We start from the raw sequence: 19,636 nt of genomic DNA, 5'->3' as shown, positions 1-19,636 counted from the left end.
TGGTACTATTGCACAGCATTGTAAGAAAGGACGAGGCGGACACATGATTAAAGTAACCAAATTCGGCGGCTCCTCGGTGAGCTCCGCCGTTCAATTCAAGAAGATCAAGGGGATCATCGAATCGGACGAGGCGCGCAAGTTCGTCGTGGTTTCCGCAGCCGGCAAGCGCGACAAGACCGACACGAAGGTCACGGACCTTCTGTATCTGGTCAACGCTCACCTGCAGTACCACGTCTCATGCGACGACCTGATGGGCAATATCGCGTCCCGTTTCATCGAGATCGCCCATGACCTCGAGCTGGCCTATCCCATCGCTCAGGAGTTCGGTGCCTTCCACGAGCGTGCCAAACGCGGCGAATTCACGCCCGAATACATTGTCAGCCGCGGCGAGTACTTCACGGCCAAGCTCATGTCCGAGTATCTGGGCTTCGCCTTCGTGGACGCGGCCGACGTCGTACGATTCAACTACGACGGCAGCTTCGACATGGATACGACCACGGAACTCATCCAGGCGGCCGCCCGCGAGCACGCCTGCTTCGTGCTTCCCGGCTTCTACGGTTCTGACCCCGACGGCGAAATTCGCCTGATGGAGCGCGGCGGCGGCGACATCACCGGCGCCATCGTGGCCAAGTGCCTGGGTGCGGGCCTGTACGAGAACTGGACCGACGTGTCCGGCTTCCTGACCGCCGACCCCCGCATCGTGGACAACCCCAAGTCCATTTCCCGCATCACCTACGCCGAGATGCGCGAGCTGTCCTACATGGGCGCAAGCGTCCTGCATGAGGAGGCCATCTTCCCGGTGAAGGACGCAGGCATCCCGCTGGCCATCCTGAACACGAACCGCCCGCAGGACGCCGGCACGATCATCAGCGAGGAGACCGAGCCCGGCACCGTCGAGCCCATCATCACGGGTGTGGCCGGCAAGAAGGGCTTCAAGGCCATCCATGTCAAGATGAACCACATGTCCAACATGGTCGGCATCGTCCGCCGTACGCTGACCATCTTCGAACGCTACGGCGTTTCCGTCGAGCACATCCCCACTGGCATCGACACCTTCGCCGTGGTGGTGCACGGCAGCGACGTGCGCGACTGCCTGTACAAGCTGGTGGCAGACATCCAGCTGGAGCTGCCCACCGCCGACATCTCCATCGCGGACCACATCGCGCTGATCTCCACCGTAGGCCGTAACATGTCCAACAGGCCCGGCATCTCCGGCCGTCTGTTCGGCGAACTCGGCCGCGCAGGCATCAATATCCGCATGATCGCCCAGGGTTCCGAAGAACTTGATATCATTTGCGGCGTGAACGACGATGACTTCGAACGCGCCATCAACGTCATCTACAAGGCGTTCGTCGATTCTGAAGACAACATCATCACTATTGACGAACTTGAAGCAAGGGGAGGTTCTTTCGATGCGTAAGTACAACGTTGCAATCCTCGGCGCCACCGGCGTGGTCGGCCAGCAGATGCTGAAGTGCCTGGACGAACAGGATTTTCCGGTAGGAAACATCAAGCTTCTTGCCAGCGCCCGCAGCGCCGGCAAGACCGTTAAGTTCCAGGACACGGACATCGCCATCGAGGAGGCCCGTGACGAGGCCTTCGATGGCGTGGACATCGTGCTGGGCGCCGCCGAGAACGACATCGCGCAGCGTTTCATCCCCGTGGCCCGCGAGAAGGGCTGCGTGACGGTGGACAATTCCAGCGCCTACCGCCTGGACCCCGATGTGCCGCTGGTGGTTCCCGAGATCAACCCCGAGGATATCGCCAAGCACAAGGGCATCATCGCCAACCCCAACTGCGCGACCATCATCGGCCTGGTGCCGGTGTTCCCGCTGCATAAGGCCGCAGGCGTCAAGCGCATCATCGCCTCCACCTATCAGGCTGCCTCCGGCGCCGGCATCAACGGTCTGCGCGAGCTTGAGGACCAGATAGGCCGCTTCGGCCGCGGCGAGGAGATGTCCGACCCCAAGGCCTTCGCCTACCAGCTGGCCTTCAACCTGATTCCGCAGATCGGCGGCTTCGACGAGAATGGCTACACTTCCGAAGAGATGAAGATGCAGAACGAGGGCCGCAAGATCATGCACGTCCCCGAGCTGCGCGTGAACTGCACCTGCATTCGCGTTCCGGTCATGCGCTCCCACTCCGAGAGCATCACCATCGAGCTCGAGAATAAGCTGACTCCCGACGAGGCCCGCGCCATTCTGGCCACCGCGCCTGGCGTCAAGCTGGTCGACGACCCGGCTGCCCAGCAGTATCCCATGCCGCTGGACACCACCGACCAGGACCTCATCTTCGTCGGCCGCATCCGCGAGGACATCTCCGCAGCCGATGGCACCTACGGACTGACGCTGTGGTGCGCAGGCGACCAGATCCGCAAGGGCGCCGCGACCAACGCCGTCCAGATTGCGAAGCTGCTCACCGTGTAGTTACGCATCGTGCGTCTGCAGGGTAAACGCGCTTGCAAGCCATAATCGAAGGCCGAGGCATGAACGCCTCGGCCTTTTTATATTGAGGGAATGCCCCGGCGGTTTTATGGGCTAGATCCAACCGAAATGCTCGCAGGCTTTGCGGATTCCGTCGTCGTCGGCGTTCGCCGTGATGTAGTCGGCGGCGTCCTTCAGGGGCTGCACCGCGTTGCCCATGGCGATGGACAGCCAGCGCGGGTCGAACATGCTCAGGTCGTTCATGCCGTCGCCGAACACCACCACGTCTTCGATCGGCGCGCCCAGATGCTCCATGATGCGCATGATGCCCCGGCTTTTGTCGATGGGTTCCACGAACAGGCATGTGTCGCTGAAATGCACGTGGGGAACCAGATCAAGCGTGGTGATGCGTTTCTCGTCTTCAGCGTTGACCGCGATGTAGAGCTTGTAGAAACGGGGGATGGCGTGGTAGTCGAGGTTGGGGACGGTCTTCGTGACCATGTAGCCCTTTTCAACCAGGTCGGCGAAGCGTCCGTCGATAGAAAGACGCGTATTGCTGTCGTCGGCCGACACGGCCCAGGGGATCTTCAGCCTGTCGCATTCTTCCAGAACCTGGATGCATCTCTTCCTGTCCAGAGGCTCGATGCCCAGAAGATTTCCGTCGATGACGGTGCTGTTGCCTCCGTCGGCGACCATGTTGGTGAACCCCTGCTCTTCCATATAGCTGCGGGCCATGGCATGGCTTCGGCCGGTGCAGATGGCTGTAAAGTGGCCGTTTTTGCGAAGGCGCAGCAAAGCGTCGCGGGTTCCTTCCGGAACGACGCGGTTGCCGATGGGTCCTGCAGCCAAGGTGCCGTCTATGTCGAAAAACAGATACTTCGTCATGGTTTCGTTCTGATGGGCCAACACACGGACTCCATTGTAGCAACGAACCGCGGCGCCGCACATGCAGGAATTCACAAATTGTCAGAAGGCATGCAAGACGGTTTTTATGCGGCAGGCTTTATGATCGCGTTCCACTTGATGCCCATGATGGCGTCGAAGGGCTTGCGGATGACGTCGATGGAACACACGGCAACCACGGCGAGCGAAAGCGCTATCAGGATGACCGGCCCCCACACGGGGTCAAGCAGGACTGGCAGCTTGAAGAAGCCGAAGATGCTGAACACCTGGCGGATGATGCGGTGCAGGATGTAGATCTGCAAGGTGCGTTCGCCCAGGTAGCACAGGAATGTATGTTTCGACGGCATGACGAAGAGCAGGGCCAGCGACATGAGGACGGCGATGGCGAACATCACCGTGCGGGCGGCCATGCCCACCAGGTTGCTGCCGGTGTAGCCCGAGTTGTAGTAGCCGGTCTGCCAGAGTTCGGCCGTGCAGGTGCCGAAGATGCAATACCACACCATGAACGCCACGGCGGCAAGGGCGACCCATTTGAGCCACGAGGATTCCTTTATTGCGCTGAGCTGCTCTTTCGTACAGTACATGCCCATGAGGAAGAAGGGCAGGAAACCGACGGTGCGCACCAGCGACATATAGGTGGTAAGGCCGTCGCAGCAGCCGGCTAGCAAAGCCAGCGCGAAGGCGCCGATGATGGCGGGCTTGGGTTTGAGGGTGAGGAACAGCGGTACCAGAAGGTTCCAGCAGGCCAACGACACCAGGTACCATGGCGCAGAGTTGAAGTTGAGGAACGAGTCGAAGGACCAGTCCCATTTGAGTGCCATGATGGTGAGCTGGAACAATGCGGCCATAAGCAGCATCGAGAAGATCTTGTTGGAGCGCAGGCGCCCGTTCTTGAAGATGCTTGCCGCGAAGAATCCCGAGACGAACACGAACAGCGGCATGTGGAACACGTAGATGAGGTAGTAGATCGGAGTGATCACGGCGTTGTCGTTGTGCACCGGCAGCAGGAAATGCCCGATGACCACCAGGATGATGAGCACGCCCTTCAGGTTGTCGAAAAAATCGATGCGTTTCTTGGGTGCCGGTATCGGCATGCTGGTCTCTGCCACAATGTCCTCCCTATATACAGAAAGCCGCATTGTACCACGACCCCTGGTGTGGCGCTCACCCGAACGCAGCCGCGTCTATTCCGCCGTTTTGCCGGTCGTGCGCGCCTGTTCAATATAGGCGTAGAACCCGTCGTGGAGCTCGCGCATCTCGTCGGGCGCCTTCATGGAGTGGCGGTACATGAACACGTCACCGAAGCGGCTTTCGAACACGCGCCCGAGGATGGGCGCGACCAGGCCAGAGGGTAACACGGCGAACAGGTTCATCTTCGCCGGAGTCAGACGGATGCCGACAGATCGCAAGGCTTTGAAGTTCGTCTTGATGCGTGAGGCGCAGGTGCGCATGAGTTTGCGGTCGCGTCCCGCATGCGCGGGGTCGGCCGCTTCGTAGTACGCGTCGGCGATGGGCACCACCATGGCCAGGTGGCAGATCTGCCATGCGCGCATGTCGCGTACGATCTGGTAGGGGATGCGCGCGTTGCGGAACATGTGCGCGAGCTGCGTCAGACGCGCCGTGGATGCCCCCGATATCTCGCCGAACGTGGTGGGCTGCACGAGGCGCGGCGTAAGGGACGCATGCAGGACGTCGTTTTCGAATCCGCCGCCTGCACCGGGAAACGCGGGGAGGATGCGGCCTGCACCGCAGATGTCTTCCCAGGTTTCGTAAGGGTCCAAGGAATTGACCATGGTGACGATGGTGGGGCTGACGTTTCGGCTCAGCTCGGCCAGCGCGGTGCGGACCTGGTTCTCCTTGACCGTCAGGAACACGTAGTCATAGGAATCGTCCGGGTCAAGCGCGCCGATCGCCTTGACGAGTGCCTTCCGTATGCTTTCGCCTTGCGTGTGGCGAAGGCCTTGGGTCCGCAGGCTTTCAAGCCGCGCCCCGCGGGCGTATACGGTCACGTCGACGCCGCTTTCGGAAAGCAGGGCCGCGTAGAGGCACCCGATTACGCCGGCGCCGTAAACAAGAACCCTCATGCCGAATCACCCGACCGGGTCCAGCAGCAGCGCTGCCAGAAGCGGCGAGTACAGTTTGAAATGCTCGAGGGAGCGGCCTGGGAAATACTTCGCCATGGTTTCCAGATTGTCGAACTCGGTGTTCATGATCATGCCGCTCACGCCGATAGAGGGGTCGCCTACGTCGGTGTAGCCGATGTAGGCGCGCTTGGGGTTGTCGGATGGCGAGAACCAGTTCGTGGCCTCGAGGTACAGGTAGGGAATGCCCAGCTCGTCGAAGGCGGCGTGATCGCTCATCGGGATGGTTGTGGGCGAGTAGGCGCGCCACTCTTCCCGAACCGTGTCTTCAGGTGCGGGGTTGTTCGGCGTCCACGGACTTGTGAACAGGCCCAACGGATCGAGCGCGGGGCCTTCGCCATGGGCTGCGAAGTATCCGTCCAGCTCATCGGGGCCCCACACGTGGAAGCCGAGCTTACGGGCCTTGGCACATGCCTGCGTGTAGCCTTGCAGGAGCGTGATCTTTTTCGTGTCCGGGTCCTGGTGGCCGCCGTAGGCGTTGCAGTAATCGCCGAACGCGATGGCGTCGATGTTGATCATACACACCGTAGATGCCGCCTGCTCGGGCGTGAGGCTTGCGGCGAAGGCGGCCGATCCGTTGCATCCGGTTTCTTCCTCGTCGAAAAACACCGCATACGTGGTGAAGGGGAGCGGCTCGCCTTTAAGCCCGCACAGCGTGGACAGCAGCAGGGCCACGCCCGATCCGTTGTCGCCGACGCCGTCGCCGTCATAATGGGCGCCCACGATGAGCAAGCGGCTGGGGTCCTGCCCGTCTATCTTCAGGACGATGTTCGTGCCCGGGTGCTCTTCGATGTCCTGCAAGGTTATCTGGGTGCGCGAATATCCGGCGCCTACCAGGTGTTTGACAATCCAGTTCTGAGCGGCCTTGTGGTCGGGTGAGTCGCCGGAACGGTTGGTCAGGTGCGTGCCGATGTATTCGAAATACCGTTGGGCTTCTGCCGAGAAATCGTGATGCATGGCTCTCTCCGTAATGCGCGGGGTGCGGACGCTGTGTGCGCCGCCGTGTTCTTCATCCTGTACTACCCGAGAACGTGCCGTATGTCAAACGCTACCCGAACAACACAGTCGCGGCCGCCGGTCGGGCGTCTTGGCGGCTGTATAATCGCAGTGCAGGAAGAAACCGCATATGGGGCAAGGAGTTTCCTATGAGGTGTCGAGCGAACCTTCTGTTTCGGGCCGCGATAGTGCTTGCAGCCTGCTGCCTGACGCTGGGTATGGCCACCGCTGCATATGCCCAAACCGGCTGGGTCAAGGATTCCGGCGTGTGGCGCTACTATTCGGAGGAAGGGGAGTTCTATTCAGGCGGCGTCTACACGATTGACGACGTGAATTACGGCTTCGACCAGGGCGGCGTCATGCAGACGGGCTGGTTTAAACCCGATGGTCGGTGGTGCTATTTCGAGAAGAACGGCAAGGGCCGTACAGGCTGGGTCAAATCGGGAAGCAAGTGGTACTACGCCGTGAACGGCTGGACGGTATGCGACCGAATCTACAAGCTCGGCAACAACCGGTATTACTTCGATGCCGGCGGCGTCATGAAAACCGGATGGGTGAGTTTCGAAGGCTCCTGGTACTATTTCGACAGCGACGGAAGCGGCCGCACCGGATGGTTGAGTTCGGGCGGCAAACGCTATTACATAGACCGCGGGAGCATGGTGCTGGGCTGGAGCGAAATCGACGGTTACTATTATTATTTCGGCGGCAACGGCGTCATGCGGACCGGGTGGTTCAAATGGCAAGACGAAACGGGCGTTTCCATCTGGAGCTATATGGACGCGGACGGCAGGGGACATGAGGGCTGGTTGAAGTCCGGCGGCAAGTGGTACTACTGCATCGCGGCTGACATGCGCTCGAACGAATGGGTGTACTCCGGCGGCAAGTGGTACTGGCTATCCAGCAGCGGAGCCATGCAGACCGGCTGGGCGAATATCGACGGGAGCTGGTATTGGTTCGGTAGCGACGGCGTTATGAAGCGCGGTTGGCAGAAGATCGGCGGCTATTGGTATTGGTTCAGCCCGGGCGGTGCCATGCAGACGGGAACCAAAACCATCGATGGGAAGAAATACGTGTTCGACGGCTCTGGACGGATGAAGTAGCTTCAGGTCGGACGCGAATGAAAAGGGCCGCAGGGCACGATGCCGCTGCGACCCCTTTCGCTTTAAGAGAGTCCGCCTGCCAAGAAGGTCCAGACCGCAACGCAGATTGCGGCGAGAACGAGTCCGAATGCGGCCCCCGCAAGCGCCTTGAGCGCCGATGAAGTCCATGCCGGCATCGACGATTCCGCGTCGTCGGGAACGGGCTCGCCGTCCATGAAAGCTTTGATCTGCGCATAGGTCTGCAGGTTGTGGGCCTTCTTGATGCGTTCGATGGCGTAGGCCGAAATCATGGATGCCGCCCAGAACACGACGAACCATACGACGGCCGCGGCGACCGAATCGGCAACCAGGAAGTATGCGGCGCCTGCAATGGACACGACGAGCAGGCCCGTCATGCTTCCTGCAAGGGTTTTCATGCGGCTTGCGCTGCGGTCGAGCTCTTCGTTCATGGCCACGATGTCTCCTTTCACAAGGCTGTCTATGGACACTCCGAAAAGGTTGCTCATCAGAAGCAGGCTCTGCACATCGGGATAGGTCTTGCCGGTTTCCCAATTGCTGACCGTCTGGCGGGAAACGAAGATCTTCTCGGCCAAGCCTTCCTGGGACAGGTTGGCCCGGTCGCGTTCCTCCCGAATGCGGTTGCCTACTTCCATGGTGCTCCTTTTCGTCGTGCCCCTTCTTACGGGGACAACCGTGCCATGTTTTCGTCTACTGTACCACCAAATGGTTTTGACATGGTATGCCTGCGGGTCCCAAATCGTTTGCAAAAAGGTTTTGACATGACAATGACCAGGTCGTTTGTATGTCGTGAAGGATACGCGCCGATGTGTCGGCTGCGCTTCGGCCGTGGCATGCGCCGCTGCGTGCAGGGAGACACCCGCGCGTGTCTGCTACAATGTCTTGTGGTTTGGCCGCCCGATGGGTGGGCGGCTGGGCTTGTCGCTTAGGGAAGCAAGGGTACGAATCGCAGTTGGGTGTGGGCGCAACGAATCGCAGACATACTGAGGAAACCATCTGGAGCGCTCCGTTTGTCATCTTGATGGCGTCGAACTTCTTCCAGAGTCTGGCGGCGTTCACGGCCAACACTACGTTGCCGCTCTACATCGACCGCATGGGCGCAAGCGCCGGCATGGTGGGCGTCATCATCGGCGCCTTCGCGATAACGGCCCTGCTGATCAGGCCGTTCGCGGGTCCCGCATTCGACAGCTTCTCGCGCAAGAGGATTCTTCTGGCGGCGCAAGGCATCATCGCCCTGGCCTTCTTGCTGTACAGCTTCGCACGTACCTCTTGGGCCTTGTTCGCGGTGCGTCTTCTTCACGGGCTTGGCATAGGGTGCGCAGGCCCCGTGGCTATGTCGCTGGTCAGCGAGTACCTCCCCATGTCCAAATTTGCCAGCGGTGTGAGCATCTACATGCTGTCGCAATCCTTCGCCCAGGTCATAGGGCCTGCGGCAGGCCTTTGGATGGCAGATGCGTTTGGGTTCCAGGTAACATACCGCATCGCCGCATGCATGCTGCTGTTTTCGGTTTTAGCCATCACGCGAGTGAGGGAGACCCCGCGCGAACGCCCACCGTACCAGTTAAGGCTGGACCGCATGTTCGCTCGCGAGGCGGTGGGCAAGGCCATTGTGCTGACGCTGTTCGCGGCGGCGTTCGCATGCGTGGGGTCGTATCTGGTGCTGTATGCAAACAGGCTCGGCATTGCCGACATCGGCAGCTATTTTGTGGTGTATGCGATTTGTCTTCTGGGCACGCGGCCGCTTTTCGGTCGCCTGGCGGACAACTTCGGAGCCGAGCGGGTTTTGCTTGCGGGCGTAGCGTGTTTTGCACTCTCCTATGTGGTGCTTTCCCAGGCTGCGACGTTGCCAGGCTTTCTTGTGGCGGCTGTCATCGGGGCGGCGGGCTTCGGCTCATGCGTGCCCTTGGTGCAGACCTTGGCCATGGCCAGCGTGGATGCGGAGAGGCGGGGTGCGGCCAGCAATACCAGCTTCACCGGGATGGATCTCGGTTTTCTTGTAGGCCCGGCTGTCGCAGGTGCCGTGATCGAGCTGCTCGACATGGCCACAGGCAGCATCCTTGAGGCGTACAGTCTTGTGTGGCTTGTCATGTTGGTGCCTTTGGCCTGCGCTTTTGCCATTATCCTTCGATGGAACCTCCGCAGGGGTAGCGGGCAGCGCCAAAGGTAGCTGCTTTCGTCGATGCCCCTGCTACCACATTCGAGACATGGATGAGGTAGGAAATGCGCCTCTTTTGCATTGCCAAGCCAATCGAAGGCGGTTTTTCGATCGAAAGTATCGTCATCCAGGCTCGAAAGACGGTCGATCGGCGTTATTAACCCTTAAAAACGGCAGTCGTCATGCAAAAGAGGCACGTTTCCTACCGCAAGGGCCTTTGGAGTCTGGTAGCCCCGCCCGTACGGACCGCAACGAGATGAATCTGCGCCTCCGTATTGGCGGATTTTGGTGTACAGTTGCGGTGTTGACAACGTTTGAGAACTGAAAGGTCATGGGGCGCACCCCCGAAGCATCCATGGCGGAAAACCGAATCTACATTGACGAACATTACATCGCCGGCCTGTCCGACACGTTCGGCGCCAAGCTGCACAGGCATCCTCTTATCGAGCTGTATGCGTCGGCGGCGGGCGTCGGCCATGTCGCAACGGATGCTGAACGTGTGGAAGGTCAGGTCATCGTTGTAGGGCCAGATGTCGTGCATGCGATTGCCGATGCAGGCACACCTGGCATAGCCATATTCGTTGACGGGTTGACGGAGTTCGGATATCCCCTGGCTGCCTACGCTCTGCGTGGCAACGGTATCCGCGTGTTCGAATCCGAGCGGCTCGGACCTTGCTTGCGGGCGATTGTGGAAAGCCCGTCCGAGGCCGATGTGAAACGCATATGCGAAGCGGTGCTCGATGCGGTGCAGGCGCCTATGGTGCGGCGCCCGTTCGGCGAGGCGGTCTGCGAGGTCATCTCGCTTTTGGACAGCAGCGATGCCGAATTCGCCATGGGTGCCCTGGCGAACCGGGTGTGCCTCTCGAAAAGCCGACTGGCTCACGTGTTTTCGGAGCAGACCGGTATCACCCTGAAAGAATACATCCAGTACAAGAGGCTTGAACGTGCATGCCGCAAGATGGTCGGCGGCCAAAGCATCACGCAGGCCGCCTACGACACTGGTTTTTCGGGGTCGTCCCACATCGCGACGTCGAGCATGAAGCTGACCGGCATGCAGCTCCGGAAGCTGCTCAGCCTGTAGCGCCTGCGAAAACAGCGACTTTTTGAAAGCGCGAATCGGAGGGGAGCGGTAGGTTAAGGCAAAGCATGCATCAGATTCCTGAAAGGAGCAGCTCATATGAGCCTGATCGACTATTTTGCCACCCATATCGTTCCTCGGATGTATCGGGGCAAGGGCGCGCTGCACCCCTGCGAAACGGGTCGTCTAACTGATGTCGTGAGTTGCGTGCGTGAATACGACGTTAACATTTTCCTGCTCAGGAAAGGGAAGGCGACTATCGCCATCGACGCCGGGTACAAGGGGCACCCCGGGCTTGTTCCTGGGTGTGAAGCCGTTGGCATCAAACCCGAATCGGTGGAGGCGCTGTTTTTGACCCATGCGGATCCCGACCACGCCGGAGGGTTGGACGTCCGTCAGGAGAACCGCTTCTCTCATGCGCAGGTGTACTTGGGCGAGATTGAAGAGAACTACCTGACCAACACCTACCACCGCAAGCAGATAGGGCCTTTCGGGTTGAAGAACTCCGTCACGATTGCGGATGGGTACCGTCTGCTGGCTGATGGGGAAGAGGTCCAGGTGGGGGAGTTCACGGTCCAAGCACTGCTTGTCCCTGGGCACACGCTGGGGCATCTGTGCTACCTGGTAGACGGGACCATGCTCTTCACGGGCGACGCGATCGCTCTTAACAAAGATGGCGGATGGTGTTTTTTCGGCATGTTCAATTACGATAGCGACCTGAACCGGCGGTCGCTGGAAGCTCTGAGGCGTCGCATCGATTTGAACGGGGTCGAATACGTGTTCACTTCGCACAACGGGTACACCGATGACGCCAAGAAGGCGTTTTCCCACATAGAAGTCCTGCCTGACCTGAACGCGAAGGGGTTTTTATTCGACGAGACCGCCCCTTACGATTGCTTTGCGGAATAGCGGGGCTGCCATGTGCGCAGATGCGAAGCAAAAATCGAGGAATTGATGAGAAAAGCTGGCTTCCGAGAGGTGTCGTATCGGAAGATCTCCCCGTTCTCATTCCAATGCGCGTTCGAAAGCAGGGCGCGGCGCGTAGTTGATTCTCGGCGATCAACCTGCTTCGGCAGGCGACACGGTTGCTGCGTCCGGGGCGGGAACAGGTAGGGAACAAGTAGGGAACAACTTAGGCGCATTTAGGCACGATATTACACACTTCCGGCCGATTTGGGGTGCGAGAAAAGGAGCAAAAAAAGAGGCCAGAAACAGGCTCTGACCTCGTGTTATGCTATGGAGCCAGCGACAGGAATCGAACCCGCAACCCACTGATTACAAAAACGGTCCCCGCACGCCCTCCACCTGGCGTTACGCCGTGTCGAGCGGGAACAGAGAAGGAATGTCCGGAAGGTCCGGGTCGGGCGTGCAGAGGTACTCCGCCAGGTTGTCGGCGATCATCGCGAGCCCGGCGATCGTGCGCTGCTGGTAGTGCCGGCCCTTGGTCGTGCCGTCCGTGTGGCCCATCGCGAGGGCCACCATGGAGTCCTGCGAGCCGGCCTCGCCGTGCAGCGTGGCGAACGTCGAGCGCAGGTCCCTCGGGCACACGTACCTGATGCCGTGTTTCCTGCACCATTCGCGGTAGTTGTGGGTGATCGTCGCGGGGTTCGCGTATATGTCGCACGGGCTGCGCACGTCCGTGCCGGGCGCGGACGGGACCAGCGGCCCCTTGCCCCTCAGCTCGAGGACCCTGGACGCGAACGGCTCGCCCATGATGCAGACGCGCTCGCTGTCGGCCGTCTTCGTGCCCTTGAGCTCCCTGCGGCCGTTGACGGTCGTGAGCGCCTTGTTCACCCGCAGGACGGCCTTGCCGTTCCATTCGGCCACGTCCTCCCAAGTGAGGGCGCACGCCTCCTCGTGCCGGAGTCCCGCACCGAGCTCGCAAATGAGCGCGGCCTCGTATTTGGAGCCGCGCATGCCCCGCAGCCAGGCCTCGACCTCCCTCGCGGTGTAGGGCTCCTTGCGGCGCCTGCCCGCGCGGGCCGTCTTCGCGCCGACGAACGGGTTGCGCTCCAGTATGCCCTCGCGGACGGCCATGTTGCAGATCTTGCGCCCCAGGGCCTTCGCCGCCTTCTGGGACGCGGGGCTCGCTATCCGCGCCAGGGCCCTGTCGGCCGCCTGCGCGTTTGTCGACGCGACGGTCCTCCGCCCGAGCGTCGGCGCCAGGTGGCGCTCCCATATCCGCCTGTAGTTGTGGACGGTCTTGGCCGCCAGCCCGTCGAAGGAGGGCTCCACCACCGCCGCCCAGAACTCGCGCCAGGTGGTGCGGTCCGAGCACCCCGCGAGGCCGATCCTGCGGGAGGCGAGGAAGTCCTTCGCGTCGTCCAGCGACCCGTGCACGCGGTGGGAGCGGCGCCTGCCGTCCTCATGCCAATAGCATCTGTACAGGTTCTTGCCAAGACGTTCAATATGCCCGAAAGTGGATTTGGGCATGGTATAATGCCTCCGTCCTCGTATTCCGTATCGTGGACACTTTTGCAGAGCCCGGGGGGCCGCCACCCTCCGGGCATCTCCGTCTTTTCACTTGTTATGCGAATCTATGCGGCGCCTTCAGCACCGTCAGACCTCGGGCGAGAAACGCTTTTTTCCGCCTGCATGGAGGCGATGCCGCGGACTGCGGCCATTGCTGCGTCCTTCCCCTCGTTATCTAGCCTGGCGAAGTCCTCGTTGAGGGTCTCCTGCCGCCTGTCCGTGTAGAGGTGAGGGGCCTCCCTGCCCGCGAGCTCGTCAAGCGAGCATCCGAGCACGTCGCAGCATTGGCACGCCTGAGCGAGGTTCATCATTCGCTCGCCACGCTCCCAAGTTCCGTAGCGGCTCTTCTTGATTCCTAATCTTTGTGCCATGTCCTCTTGCGACAGCCCCCTAAGATTTCGAAGCCTGTTCAGCTGTATTTCCATCGCTTCACCTCCTCACTTTAACGCAAATCATACATTGCTTTTAACAGAAGTTCAACAAAAAGTTAAACTTATGTCTTGACAGATAAACGGAAAGCTGATTCAATAATCCCAGAGTTCAACGCAAAGTTGAACTTAATAGGAAATTGGAGGAAGCCATGCCGTTGGATATCAGAAAGATGGCCCGCTCGTTAAAGGTTCAACGAGCAATTAAGGGCTGGAGCCAGGGGGAACTGGCAAAGGAATCGGGTATATCCCAAAACTCTATTGCTCGCTACGAAAGCGAAATGAGCATGCCTGGCTTTGACGCCGCATGCAGATTGGCCGACGCGTTCGGCTGCACGCTCGACGAGCTGGCGGGCCGCGAAGCGAGGTAGCGGAAAAATGACCACGATACGGAATCGGAGGTGCGGCCGTGGGCATGTTCATGACCGTGAGGGAGCTGGCGGAGCAATGGGGGTGCGACATCCACACCGTGTACGCGCTCGCGAGGGACAAGGGCCTGCCGCTGCGCTACCTGCCGGGACACAGCAGGGGCGGCGCGGTCCTGTCGGAGGACCTGGCGGACTGGTGGCGGGACAACGCCGTCCCGTACTCGGAGAGGAAGAACGTCGCGCGGTGACCGCGCGCGGGCTTGCGGAGGACCTGGCGTTCGCGGCCGAGGCCCTGGGGCTGCCGGGGCTGGCCGAGGCGCTGGGCGACCCCGCGCTCCTGGCGAAGGGCGCGGCCGGGGCCGCGCTGGCGTACGCGGCGGCGCTTTCGCTGCTGCTGGCAGGTTAGGAGGCCGAGACATGGCGAGGACCGTCGAATACGCCTACGAGGCCGGCGAGTGGGCCCGCGCGACGTGCCCGGGCGACCGCGACTGCCGGACGCGGTGGGAGCTGCTGGTGCAGCGCACGCGGAGCCAGGCGCGGATGCCCGGCCGCGTGCTCGTCAAGCGCGACCAGGTGAGCGTGCCTGGGGGCGTGAACCATAACCTGTGGCCAGCTCTGAGCCGCATGCTGATCATGGCGGACCCGGCGCTCGCGAGGACCATATTCCCGCGCGCCGTCGCCGACCTGGACGGCCCGGAGGGGGCGGAGGTGCTGGCCCGCGCGTACGAGCGCGCGACAGGAGGGCCGCCCCCCTGGAGGGACTGGCGCGAGGCCGCGGAGCTCGCCAGGGGCGCCTCGCCGGCGTCCGGGGCGGGGACGGGGTAGCGCCGTGGACTGCCAGGCCGACCGCCGCCCCGCGAGGGGCGAAGGGGCCGGCGGCGCCCGGGGCGACGATCTCCGGTGCCTCGCCGTCGGCTCGGCCGCCGTGCTGCTCGGCTCGGCGGCTACGGCGTGGGGAGCCTTCGCGCTCCTCGCCGTAATGACAGGGCTCTTCTGAGCCCGCCCGAAATCCGCAAGTCCGGTGTGCTACGCGTGCGCGGCGGCGGGATGCCACACCCGTTCTCTGCGCGGCCCCCGCACGGGGCCGAAAACTCCCTTTCAGGCATTTCACGAAGCACATTGCGGCGGCGTTCTGCGTTTCCGCCGCCGCCCGCCGCCCCGCACGCGGCGCACACCGGACGCAAGGCATCCGAACGGGGGAACGATCATGGGAGACGAAGCGAGGCGCCGCAGGCGCGCCGTGCCGGGCGTGCTGCCCGAGGTCGCCGCGGTCATGCGCGACAACGCCAGGCTGCGCGCCGAGAACGCCAGGCTGCGCGCCGAGGCGGCGCGCCTGCGCGCGCTCGGGCCCGGGAGGTGGCGCCGATGATGGGGGAGAAGCACGAGGTGGCCGTCGACTTCAGGGCCGGCGGCGCGTGGAAGAGGCAGACGGTCGGCGCCGCAAGGCTCGACGGGTTCTGCCACGAGGCGATAGAGCTCGCCGCGGCCGACGCCTGGGACATGCCCGGCGACGGCTGCTCCGAGCGCAGGTCGCACGCGGACTTCGCCATGGGGTTCGTCGCCGCGCTCGACGCGCTCGCGTCGGGGGCGGTGGACTTCTCCGACCCCTGGCGCACGATCGGCGACGCGATAGCGGACTACGAGGACATCGCCGGCCGCGAGCCCAAGGTGAGCGACGTGCTCGCGCGGCACGAGTGGGACCCGTCATGACGGGCCTGAGGGTCTGGTACGAGGGCGGCATGTGGAGGGCGAGGGCGTACCTCGCCAAGGCCGACGTGGTCGAGGGCGGGAACCGCCGCCCCTACCGCAGCCTGCCCGGCGCCGGATGCGAGGACGAGGCGAGGCAGCAGGCCCGGGAGTGGCTCTCGGGTCTGCTGCGCGTCCGCGGCGCGAGCGCGTCGGGGCTGGTCCGGGACCTCGTGCGCGCCTACGTCGCGAGCCGCGAGGGCGCCGGCGACATAGCCGTTAGCACCGCGAAGACGTACAGGACGATCTGCCGCAGGTACGTGGAGCCCTACATCGGGCACATGGACGCATCGGAGGTGCGGCCGCACCACCTGGAGGAGCTGTACGGGACGCTGCTGGACGACGGCGCCATACGGGGCGGCGGGATCGCGCCCGCGAAGGTGCTCGGCGTCCACTGGTTCCTGTCGGCGGCCTTCGACTGGATGGTCGCCCAGGGCTTCTGCGCGTCGAACCCGGCGGCCAGCGCGTCGAAGCCGAGGCCCGCCAGGGCCGAGGCGAGGGCGCTCACGGAGGGCGAGATATCCATCCTGGCCGCCGAGCTGGAGGCCAGGATGGCCGACGGCTCGCGCGACGCCGACGGGATCCGGCGCAGGACGGTCGCGTTCGCGGCCTGGCTGGCGCTCAACACGGGCGTCCGCTGCGGCGAGGCCTGCGCGCTGTCCCGATCCGACGTGAGCCTGCCCCTGGGCGACCTGTACGTGCACTGCACGATGACCGAGCCCGCGGGAGGGCCGCCCGCGAGGTCGCGCGCCAAGACCGCGAGCTCCGTGCGGCACGTGCTGATGGGCCCGTCGGCCGCGCAGGCGGCCGCGGAGCATATCGCCTGGCAGGACTCGTGGCTGCCGGCGGCGCGCCGCGACGCGCCGCTGCTGTGCGCCCCCGACGGGTCGTGGATGCGCCCGTCCGCCGTCTCGCGCGGGTTCTCCGCCCTGCGCGACGAGGTCGGGCTGCCGCGGGACACGCACTTCCACACACTCAGGCACACCCACGCGACGCACCTCCTGCGCGAGGGCGTCCCGATGAACGAGGTGAGCCGGCGCCTGGGGCACTCCAAGGTGGCCCTGACGCTGGAGTGGTACGGGCACGTGCTGCCCGGGGAGGACAGGGCCGCGGCGGAGGCGTTCGAGAGGGTTTCGAGAAGGGTTCGAGGGAAGTGAGGCCGCGACATGGGGACGAGGCAGGAGGCGGCTGCGGTCGAGAGGTACATTCGCGTGCAGGCCGCCTGGCTGAGGTCGCCCGTCTGGCAGAGCCTCTCGAAGAGGCAGGCGGACGTGTTCCTGGCGATGATGATGTTCGCCAGGATCGACAAGGCGACGCCCAAGGGCCACGTGAGGACGAGCCTGGCGGCGGTAGGGAAGGAGGTCGGGATGACCCGGCAGCAGGTGCACGACAACATCAAGGCCCTCGTGAGGAAGGGCGCGCTGGTGGTCGTCGACGGTGGCGGCCACGGGCGCCGCGCCGAGTACAGGATCGCGAGCCCGGTCAGCATCGAGCTGGAGGCTGTAAACGCCCAGGGCGCTGACAGCCGGGGGGAGGATGTCAACCCCCAGGCGCTGACAGGAGGCGGGGATGTCAACCCCCAGGCGCTGACAGGCGTGGGCGCGGACGGCCCCGGACCGTTGACAGCGGGGGGCGCACCTGTAAGCACCCAGGGCGTTGACAATGTACCCACTCCCAACAAGGGAGGGGTGCGTCAAGCAACCCCTCCCTTGGTTGGGGACGTCCAGAAGGGCGGGGGCGACGCGCCGAGGTGCCCGTGCTGCGGGGCGCCGCTGCTGCCCGTCTCGAAGGTCGTCGACAGCCCGAAGGACCCCACCAAGCTCGCGTGCAAGGCGTGCCGCAGGACCTTCCCCTCCCCGATGACCGGGTGGGTGAGCTTCGGCGGCCAGGACCGGGCGCTGGGGAAGGACCGGTGGTGACATGGCCGGCGACGCGATGGCCGCGCTGTTCATCGGGGCGCGGGAGCTCGCCCTGCTGGGCGCGGCGGAATGCCAGGTGTTCGCCGAGTGCTGCCGCTGGTGCGCGCTCAGGGACCCGTCGCGGGGGGTCTGCGGCTGCCCGGGCTTCCGGCTGCCGGGCAACGGGGCGATATCGTGCGCCGGGATGGTCGAGGGCGGCGCCGCTGAGGCCGGGCCGCGGAAGGAGGCGATGCGGGGATGAACAACATGGGGACGCTCAACGACGCGCTTTTCAGGGAGCTCGAGAGGCTCGAGTCGGCGGAGGGCGACGGGCTGCAGCGGGAGGTCGAGCGCGCGAAGGCCGTGGCCGACCTCGCCGGCAAGGTGATCGACAACGCCAGGACGTCGCTGCAGGCCGTGAGGCTGCAGCGGGAGGCCGAGGACGGCGTCGCGGCTTCGGTGTCCGTGCCCCGGTTCCTGATGGGGGAATGACATGCGCAGGTACACGGAAGAGCAGGAGGGGTGGCTGCGCGCCAACTACGGCCGCGGCACCGTCCGCGACACCCTGGACGCCTTCGAGGCGCGCTTCGGCTGGAGGCCCTCCAGCGGCGCGCTCTATCAGAAGGCCCACAAGATGAGGCTGGAGAAGGCCGTCGGGGAGGCCGACAGGGCGGCGAGAGCCCAGGTCCGCATGCGATGGTCGTCGCCCGAGTGCGCGGAGATGCGCGAGTGGATGCTCGAGAACGACTCCACCGAGGGCGTGCAGGCCACGATCGACGCCTTCGAGGCGCGCTTCGGCATCAGGCTGTGCCGCTCGCAGGTCACGCTGTTCAGGTCCTCGCACGGCACCCAGAAGAGGTCGCCGCGCCGCCCCGCCGAAGGGCTGCCCGTCGGCACGGAGAGGAAGGGCCGCGGAGGGCTCGTCAAGGTCAAGGTCAAGGCCCACCCCGACGTGCCGTGCTCCAAGGACAACTGGCGCTACAAGCACCACCTTGCCTGGGAGGAGGCGAACGGCAGGCCCGTGCCGGAGGGATGCGCGATCGTGTTCGCCGACGGCGACCCCGGCAACTGCGACCCGGGCAACCTCGTGGCGGTCCCGAAGAGGTACGCGGGGCAGCTGAACAACCCGCGCCTGCCGGGGTACGGGGACGCCGAGACCCTGCGGGCGTGCGTCGCGCTGGCGGACCTCAGAAGCGCGGTGGGCGCGGCCGAGAAGGGCTCGCCGAGGCGGTGCGGCGTCTGCGGCGCCACGTTCACGCCGACCGAGAAGCAGCGCGGCTACCGCAGGGGCGTGCAGACGTGCCCGGCGTGCCTGGCCGCGGGCAGGCACGCCCCGGGCGTCCGCGACGGCGGCGAGGACGGGACGTGCTCGGTGTGCGGCGCGACGTACAGGAAGAGCATCAGGACGCAGACGCGCTGCCCGGGCTGCATCGCGGCGGCGCGGGAGGCGTCCGCACGGAGGAAGAGGAAGAAGGAGGACGGGAGATGATCGGGTATTCGGGCGCGGCCGAGGAGCTGCGCAGCATGGCGTCCCTGCCCGGGCCGCCGAAGGACTGGCGGGGCGCGCTCAGAAGGGCGGCCGACGCGGTGGAGGACGAGGGGCGCAGGCGCGCGGGGTCCTGGACGGGGCTGCCGGGCGGGATGGAGTGGCCCTCGGAGGACGGCGCGCCTGTGGTGCCGGGCTCGGTGGCCACCTTCGGGCCCGGCTTCACGGGGGTGGTGCGCGAGGTCGCGTTCACCACGGAGGGCTGGTCGGTCCGTGGCATGCCGCAGCAGGCGGCGGGCAGGCCCGGCAGGTTCTGGACGCCGAGCGTCGAGCAGGGAGACGCGCGATGAGGCCCTGGGACGCCGCGTGGCTCGCGGTCGTCTCCGCGCTCATCGTCGCGGCCGCCCTCGCGGTGCTGGCGATC

The 19,636-nt window shown here is 64.0% G+C and carries 25 protein-coding genes; 18 read left to right on the top strand and 7 right to left on the bottom strand.

Annotated elements, in window-relative coordinates; translation table 11 throughout:
• Positions 1–43: 43 nt before the first annotated feature.
• Complete coding sequence (locus tag SHEL_RS07845; RefSeq protein WP_012798727.1) at positions 44–1,420, top strand: aspartate kinase; 1,377 nt, start codon at positions 44–46, stop codon at positions 1,418–1,420.
• A complete protein-coding gene (locus SHEL_RS07840; protein WP_012798726.1) occupies positions 1,413–2,426 on the top strand; it encodes an aspartate-semialdehyde dehydrogenase in 1,014 nt (337 codons plus the stop codon). The genes SHEL_RS07845 and SHEL_RS07840 overlap by 8 nt, the downstream gene beginning before the upstream one ends.
• 111 nt (positions 2,427–2,537) lie before the next feature.
• Here the strand turns inward: SHEL_RS07840 and SHEL_RS07835 are convergent, their stop codons facing one another.
• The 4 genes from SHEL_RS07835 to SHEL_RS07820 form a co-directional block, all read right to left on the bottom strand.
• Complete coding sequence (locus tag SHEL_RS07835; protein WP_012798725.1) at positions 2,538–3,332, bottom strand: HAD hydrolase family protein; 795 nt, start codon at positions 3,330–3,332, stop codon at positions 2,538–2,540.
• 80 nt (positions 3,333–3,412) lie between these two features.
• Positions 3,413–4,435 carry an acyltransferase family protein gene (locus tag SHEL_RS07830; protein WP_012798724.1) on the bottom strand — a complete coding sequence of 341 codons (1,023 nt, stop codon included), beginning with the start codon at positions 4,433–4,435 and terminating at the stop codon, positions 3,413–3,415.
• Between the two features lie 75 nt (positions 4,436–4,510).
• Positions 4,511–5,410 (bottom strand): ketopantoate reductase family protein, encoded by a 900-nt coding sequence (locus SHEL_RS07825; protein WP_012798723.1) that lies wholly within the window; start codon positions 5,408–5,410, stop codon positions 4,511–4,513.
• Between the two features lie 6 nt (positions 5,411–5,416).
• Positions 5,417–6,424: a M28 family metallopeptidase gene (locus tag SHEL_RS07820; RefSeq protein WP_012798722.1), complete on the bottom strand. Its 1,008-nt coding sequence runs from the start codon at positions 6,422–6,424 to the stop codon at positions 5,417–5,419.
• A 188-nt stretch (positions 6,425–6,612) separates the two neighbouring features.
• Between SHEL_RS07820 and SHEL_RS07815 the strand changes: the two genes are divergently transcribed.
• Positions 6,613–7,563, top strand: coding sequence for an N-acetylmuramoyl-L-alanine amidase family protein (locus tag SHEL_RS07815; protein WP_012798721.1), 951 nt, complete (start codon positions 6,613–6,615; stop codon positions 7,561–7,563).
• 62 nt (positions 7,564–7,625) lie between these two features.
• Here SHEL_RS07815 and SHEL_RS07810 read toward each other — a convergent pair whose 3' ends face one another.
• Complete coding sequence (locus SHEL_RS07810; RefSeq protein WP_012798720.1) at positions 7,626–8,216, bottom strand: helix-turn-helix transcriptional regulator; 591 nt, start codon at positions 8,214–8,216, stop codon at positions 7,626–7,628.
• Positions 8,217–8,539: 323 nt separating this feature from the next.
• Here SHEL_RS07810 and SHEL_RS07805 point away from each other — a divergent pair, with 323 nt between their 5' ends.
• The 3 genes from SHEL_RS07805 (at position 8,540) to SHEL_RS07795 (ending at position 11,723) form a co-directional block, all read left to right on the top strand.
• Positions 8,540–9,748, top strand: coding sequence for an MFS transporter (locus SHEL_RS07805; protein ID WP_012798719.1), 1,209 nt, complete (start codon positions 8,540–8,542; stop codon positions 9,746–9,748).
• Between the two features lie 319 nt (positions 9,749–10,067).
• Positions 10,068–10,817 carry a helix-turn-helix domain-containing protein gene (locus SHEL_RS07800; protein ID WP_012798718.1) on the top strand — a complete coding sequence of 250 codons (750 nt, stop codon included), beginning with the start codon at positions 10,068–10,070 and terminating at the stop codon, positions 10,815–10,817.
• Positions 10,818–10,913: 96 nt separating this feature from the next.
• Positions 10,914–11,723 (top strand): MBL fold metallo-hydrolase, encoded by an 810-nt coding sequence (locus SHEL_RS07795; RefSeq protein WP_012798717.1) that lies wholly within the window; start codon positions 10,914–10,916, stop codon positions 11,721–11,723.
• 402 nt (positions 11,724–12,125) lie between these two features.
• Here SHEL_RS07795 and SHEL_RS07790 read toward each other — a convergent pair whose 3' ends face one another.
• Together SHEL_RS07790 and SHEL_RS14415 are read right to left on the bottom strand one after the other, a co-directional pair.
• Positions 12,126–13,247 (bottom strand): tyrosine-type recombinase/integrase, encoded by a 1,122-nt coding sequence (locus tag SHEL_RS07790; RefSeq protein ID WP_012798716.1) that lies wholly within the window; start codon positions 13,245–13,247, stop codon positions 12,126–12,128.
• A 104-nt stretch (positions 13,248–13,351) separates the two neighbouring features.
• Entirely contained in the window at positions 13,352–13,711 is a 360-nt protein-coding gene (locus tag SHEL_RS14415) for a helix-turn-helix transcriptional regulator (protein ID WP_012798715.1), read from the bottom strand.
• A gap of 155 nt (positions 13,712–13,866) precedes the next feature.
• On the opposite strand from SHEL_RS14415, the gene SHEL_RS07780 reads away from it, so the two are divergent.
• From SHEL_RS07780 to SHEL_RS07735, 12 genes are all read left to right on the top strand, one after another.
• A complete protein-coding gene (locus SHEL_RS07780) occupies positions 13,867–14,085 on the top strand; it encodes a helix-turn-helix transcriptional regulator (RefSeq protein WP_012798714.1) in 219 nt (72 codons plus the stop codon).
• A 38-nt stretch (positions 14,086–14,123) separates the two neighbouring features.
• Complete coding sequence (locus tag SHEL_RS07775) at positions 14,124–14,330, top strand: MerR family transcriptional regulator (RefSeq protein WP_126513779.1); 207 nt, start codon at positions 14,124–14,126, stop codon at positions 14,328–14,330.
• Positions 14,327–14,488, top strand: coding sequence for a hypothetical protein (locus SHEL_RS15295; RefSeq protein ID WP_012798712.1), 162 nt, complete (start codon positions 14,327–14,329; stop codon positions 14,486–14,488). Before SHEL_RS07775 ends, SHEL_RS15295 begins: the two co-directional genes overlap by 4 nt.
• An 11-nt stretch (positions 14,489–14,499) precedes the next feature.
• Complete coding sequence (locus SHEL_RS07770) at positions 14,500–14,907, top strand: hypothetical protein (RefSeq protein WP_012798711.1); 408 nt, start codon at positions 14,500–14,502, stop codon at positions 14,905–14,907.
• A gap of 382 nt (positions 14,908–15,289) precedes the next feature.
• Positions 15,290–15,451 carry a hypothetical protein gene (locus SHEL_RS15290; RefSeq protein ID WP_012798709.1) on the top strand — a complete coding sequence of 54 codons (162 nt, stop codon included), beginning with the start codon at positions 15,290–15,292 and terminating at the stop codon, positions 15,449–15,451.
• Positions 15,448–15,792 carry a hypothetical protein gene (locus SHEL_RS07765; RefSeq protein ID WP_012798708.1) on the top strand — a complete coding sequence of 115 codons (345 nt, stop codon included), beginning with the start codon at positions 15,448–15,450 and terminating at the stop codon, positions 15,790–15,792. The genes SHEL_RS15290 and SHEL_RS07765 overlap by 4 nt, the downstream gene beginning before the upstream one ends.
• A complete protein-coding gene (locus SHEL_RS07760; RefSeq protein WP_012798707.1) occupies positions 15,789–16,985 on the top strand; it encodes a tyrosine-type recombinase/integrase in 1,197 nt (398 codons plus the stop codon). The genes SHEL_RS07765 and SHEL_RS07760 overlap by 4 nt, the downstream gene beginning before the upstream one ends.
• Before the next feature lie 9 nt (positions 16,986–16,994).
• Positions 16,995–17,747: a MarR family transcriptional regulator gene (locus SHEL_RS07755; protein ID WP_012798706.1), complete on the top strand. Its 753-nt coding sequence runs from the start codon at positions 16,995–16,997 to the stop codon at positions 17,745–17,747.
• 1 nt (position 17,748) lies between these two features.
• On the top strand, positions 17,749–17,988 hold the full coding sequence (locus tag SHEL_RS07750; RefSeq protein WP_012798705.1) for a hypothetical protein: 240 nt from the start codon (positions 17,749–17,751) through the stop codon (positions 17,986–17,988).
• Positions 17,985–18,218 (top strand): hypothetical protein, encoded by a 234-nt coding sequence (locus tag SHEL_RS07745; protein ID WP_012798704.1) that lies wholly within the window; start codon positions 17,985–17,987, stop codon positions 18,216–18,218. The genes SHEL_RS07750 and SHEL_RS07745 overlap by 4 nt, the downstream gene beginning before the upstream one ends.
• 1 nt (position 18,219) lies before the next feature.
• On the top strand, positions 18,220–19,215 hold the full coding sequence (locus tag SHEL_RS14410; protein ID WP_012798703.1) for an HNH endonuclease signature motif containing protein: 996 nt from the start codon (positions 18,220–18,222) through the stop codon (positions 19,213–19,215).
• The gene (locus SHEL_RS07735; RefSeq protein WP_012798702.1) at positions 19,212–19,562 is read left to right on the top strand and encodes a hypothetical protein; all 351 of its coding nucleotides are present in this window, start codon (positions 19,212–19,214) and stop codon (positions 19,560–19,562) included. Before SHEL_RS14410 ends, SHEL_RS07735 begins: the two co-directional genes overlap by 4 nt.
• Positions 19,563–19,636 lie beyond the last annotated feature (74 nt).

The organism is Slackia heliotrinireducens DSM 20476, from assembly GCF_000023885.1.
Taxonomy (GTDB): Bacteria; Actinomycetota; Coriobacteriia; order Coriobacteriales; family Eggerthellaceae; genus Slackia; species Slackia heliotrinireducens.
Note: the sequence above shows the minus strand (reverse complement) of the source record. Positions and strands in the feature narration are given on the sequence as shown.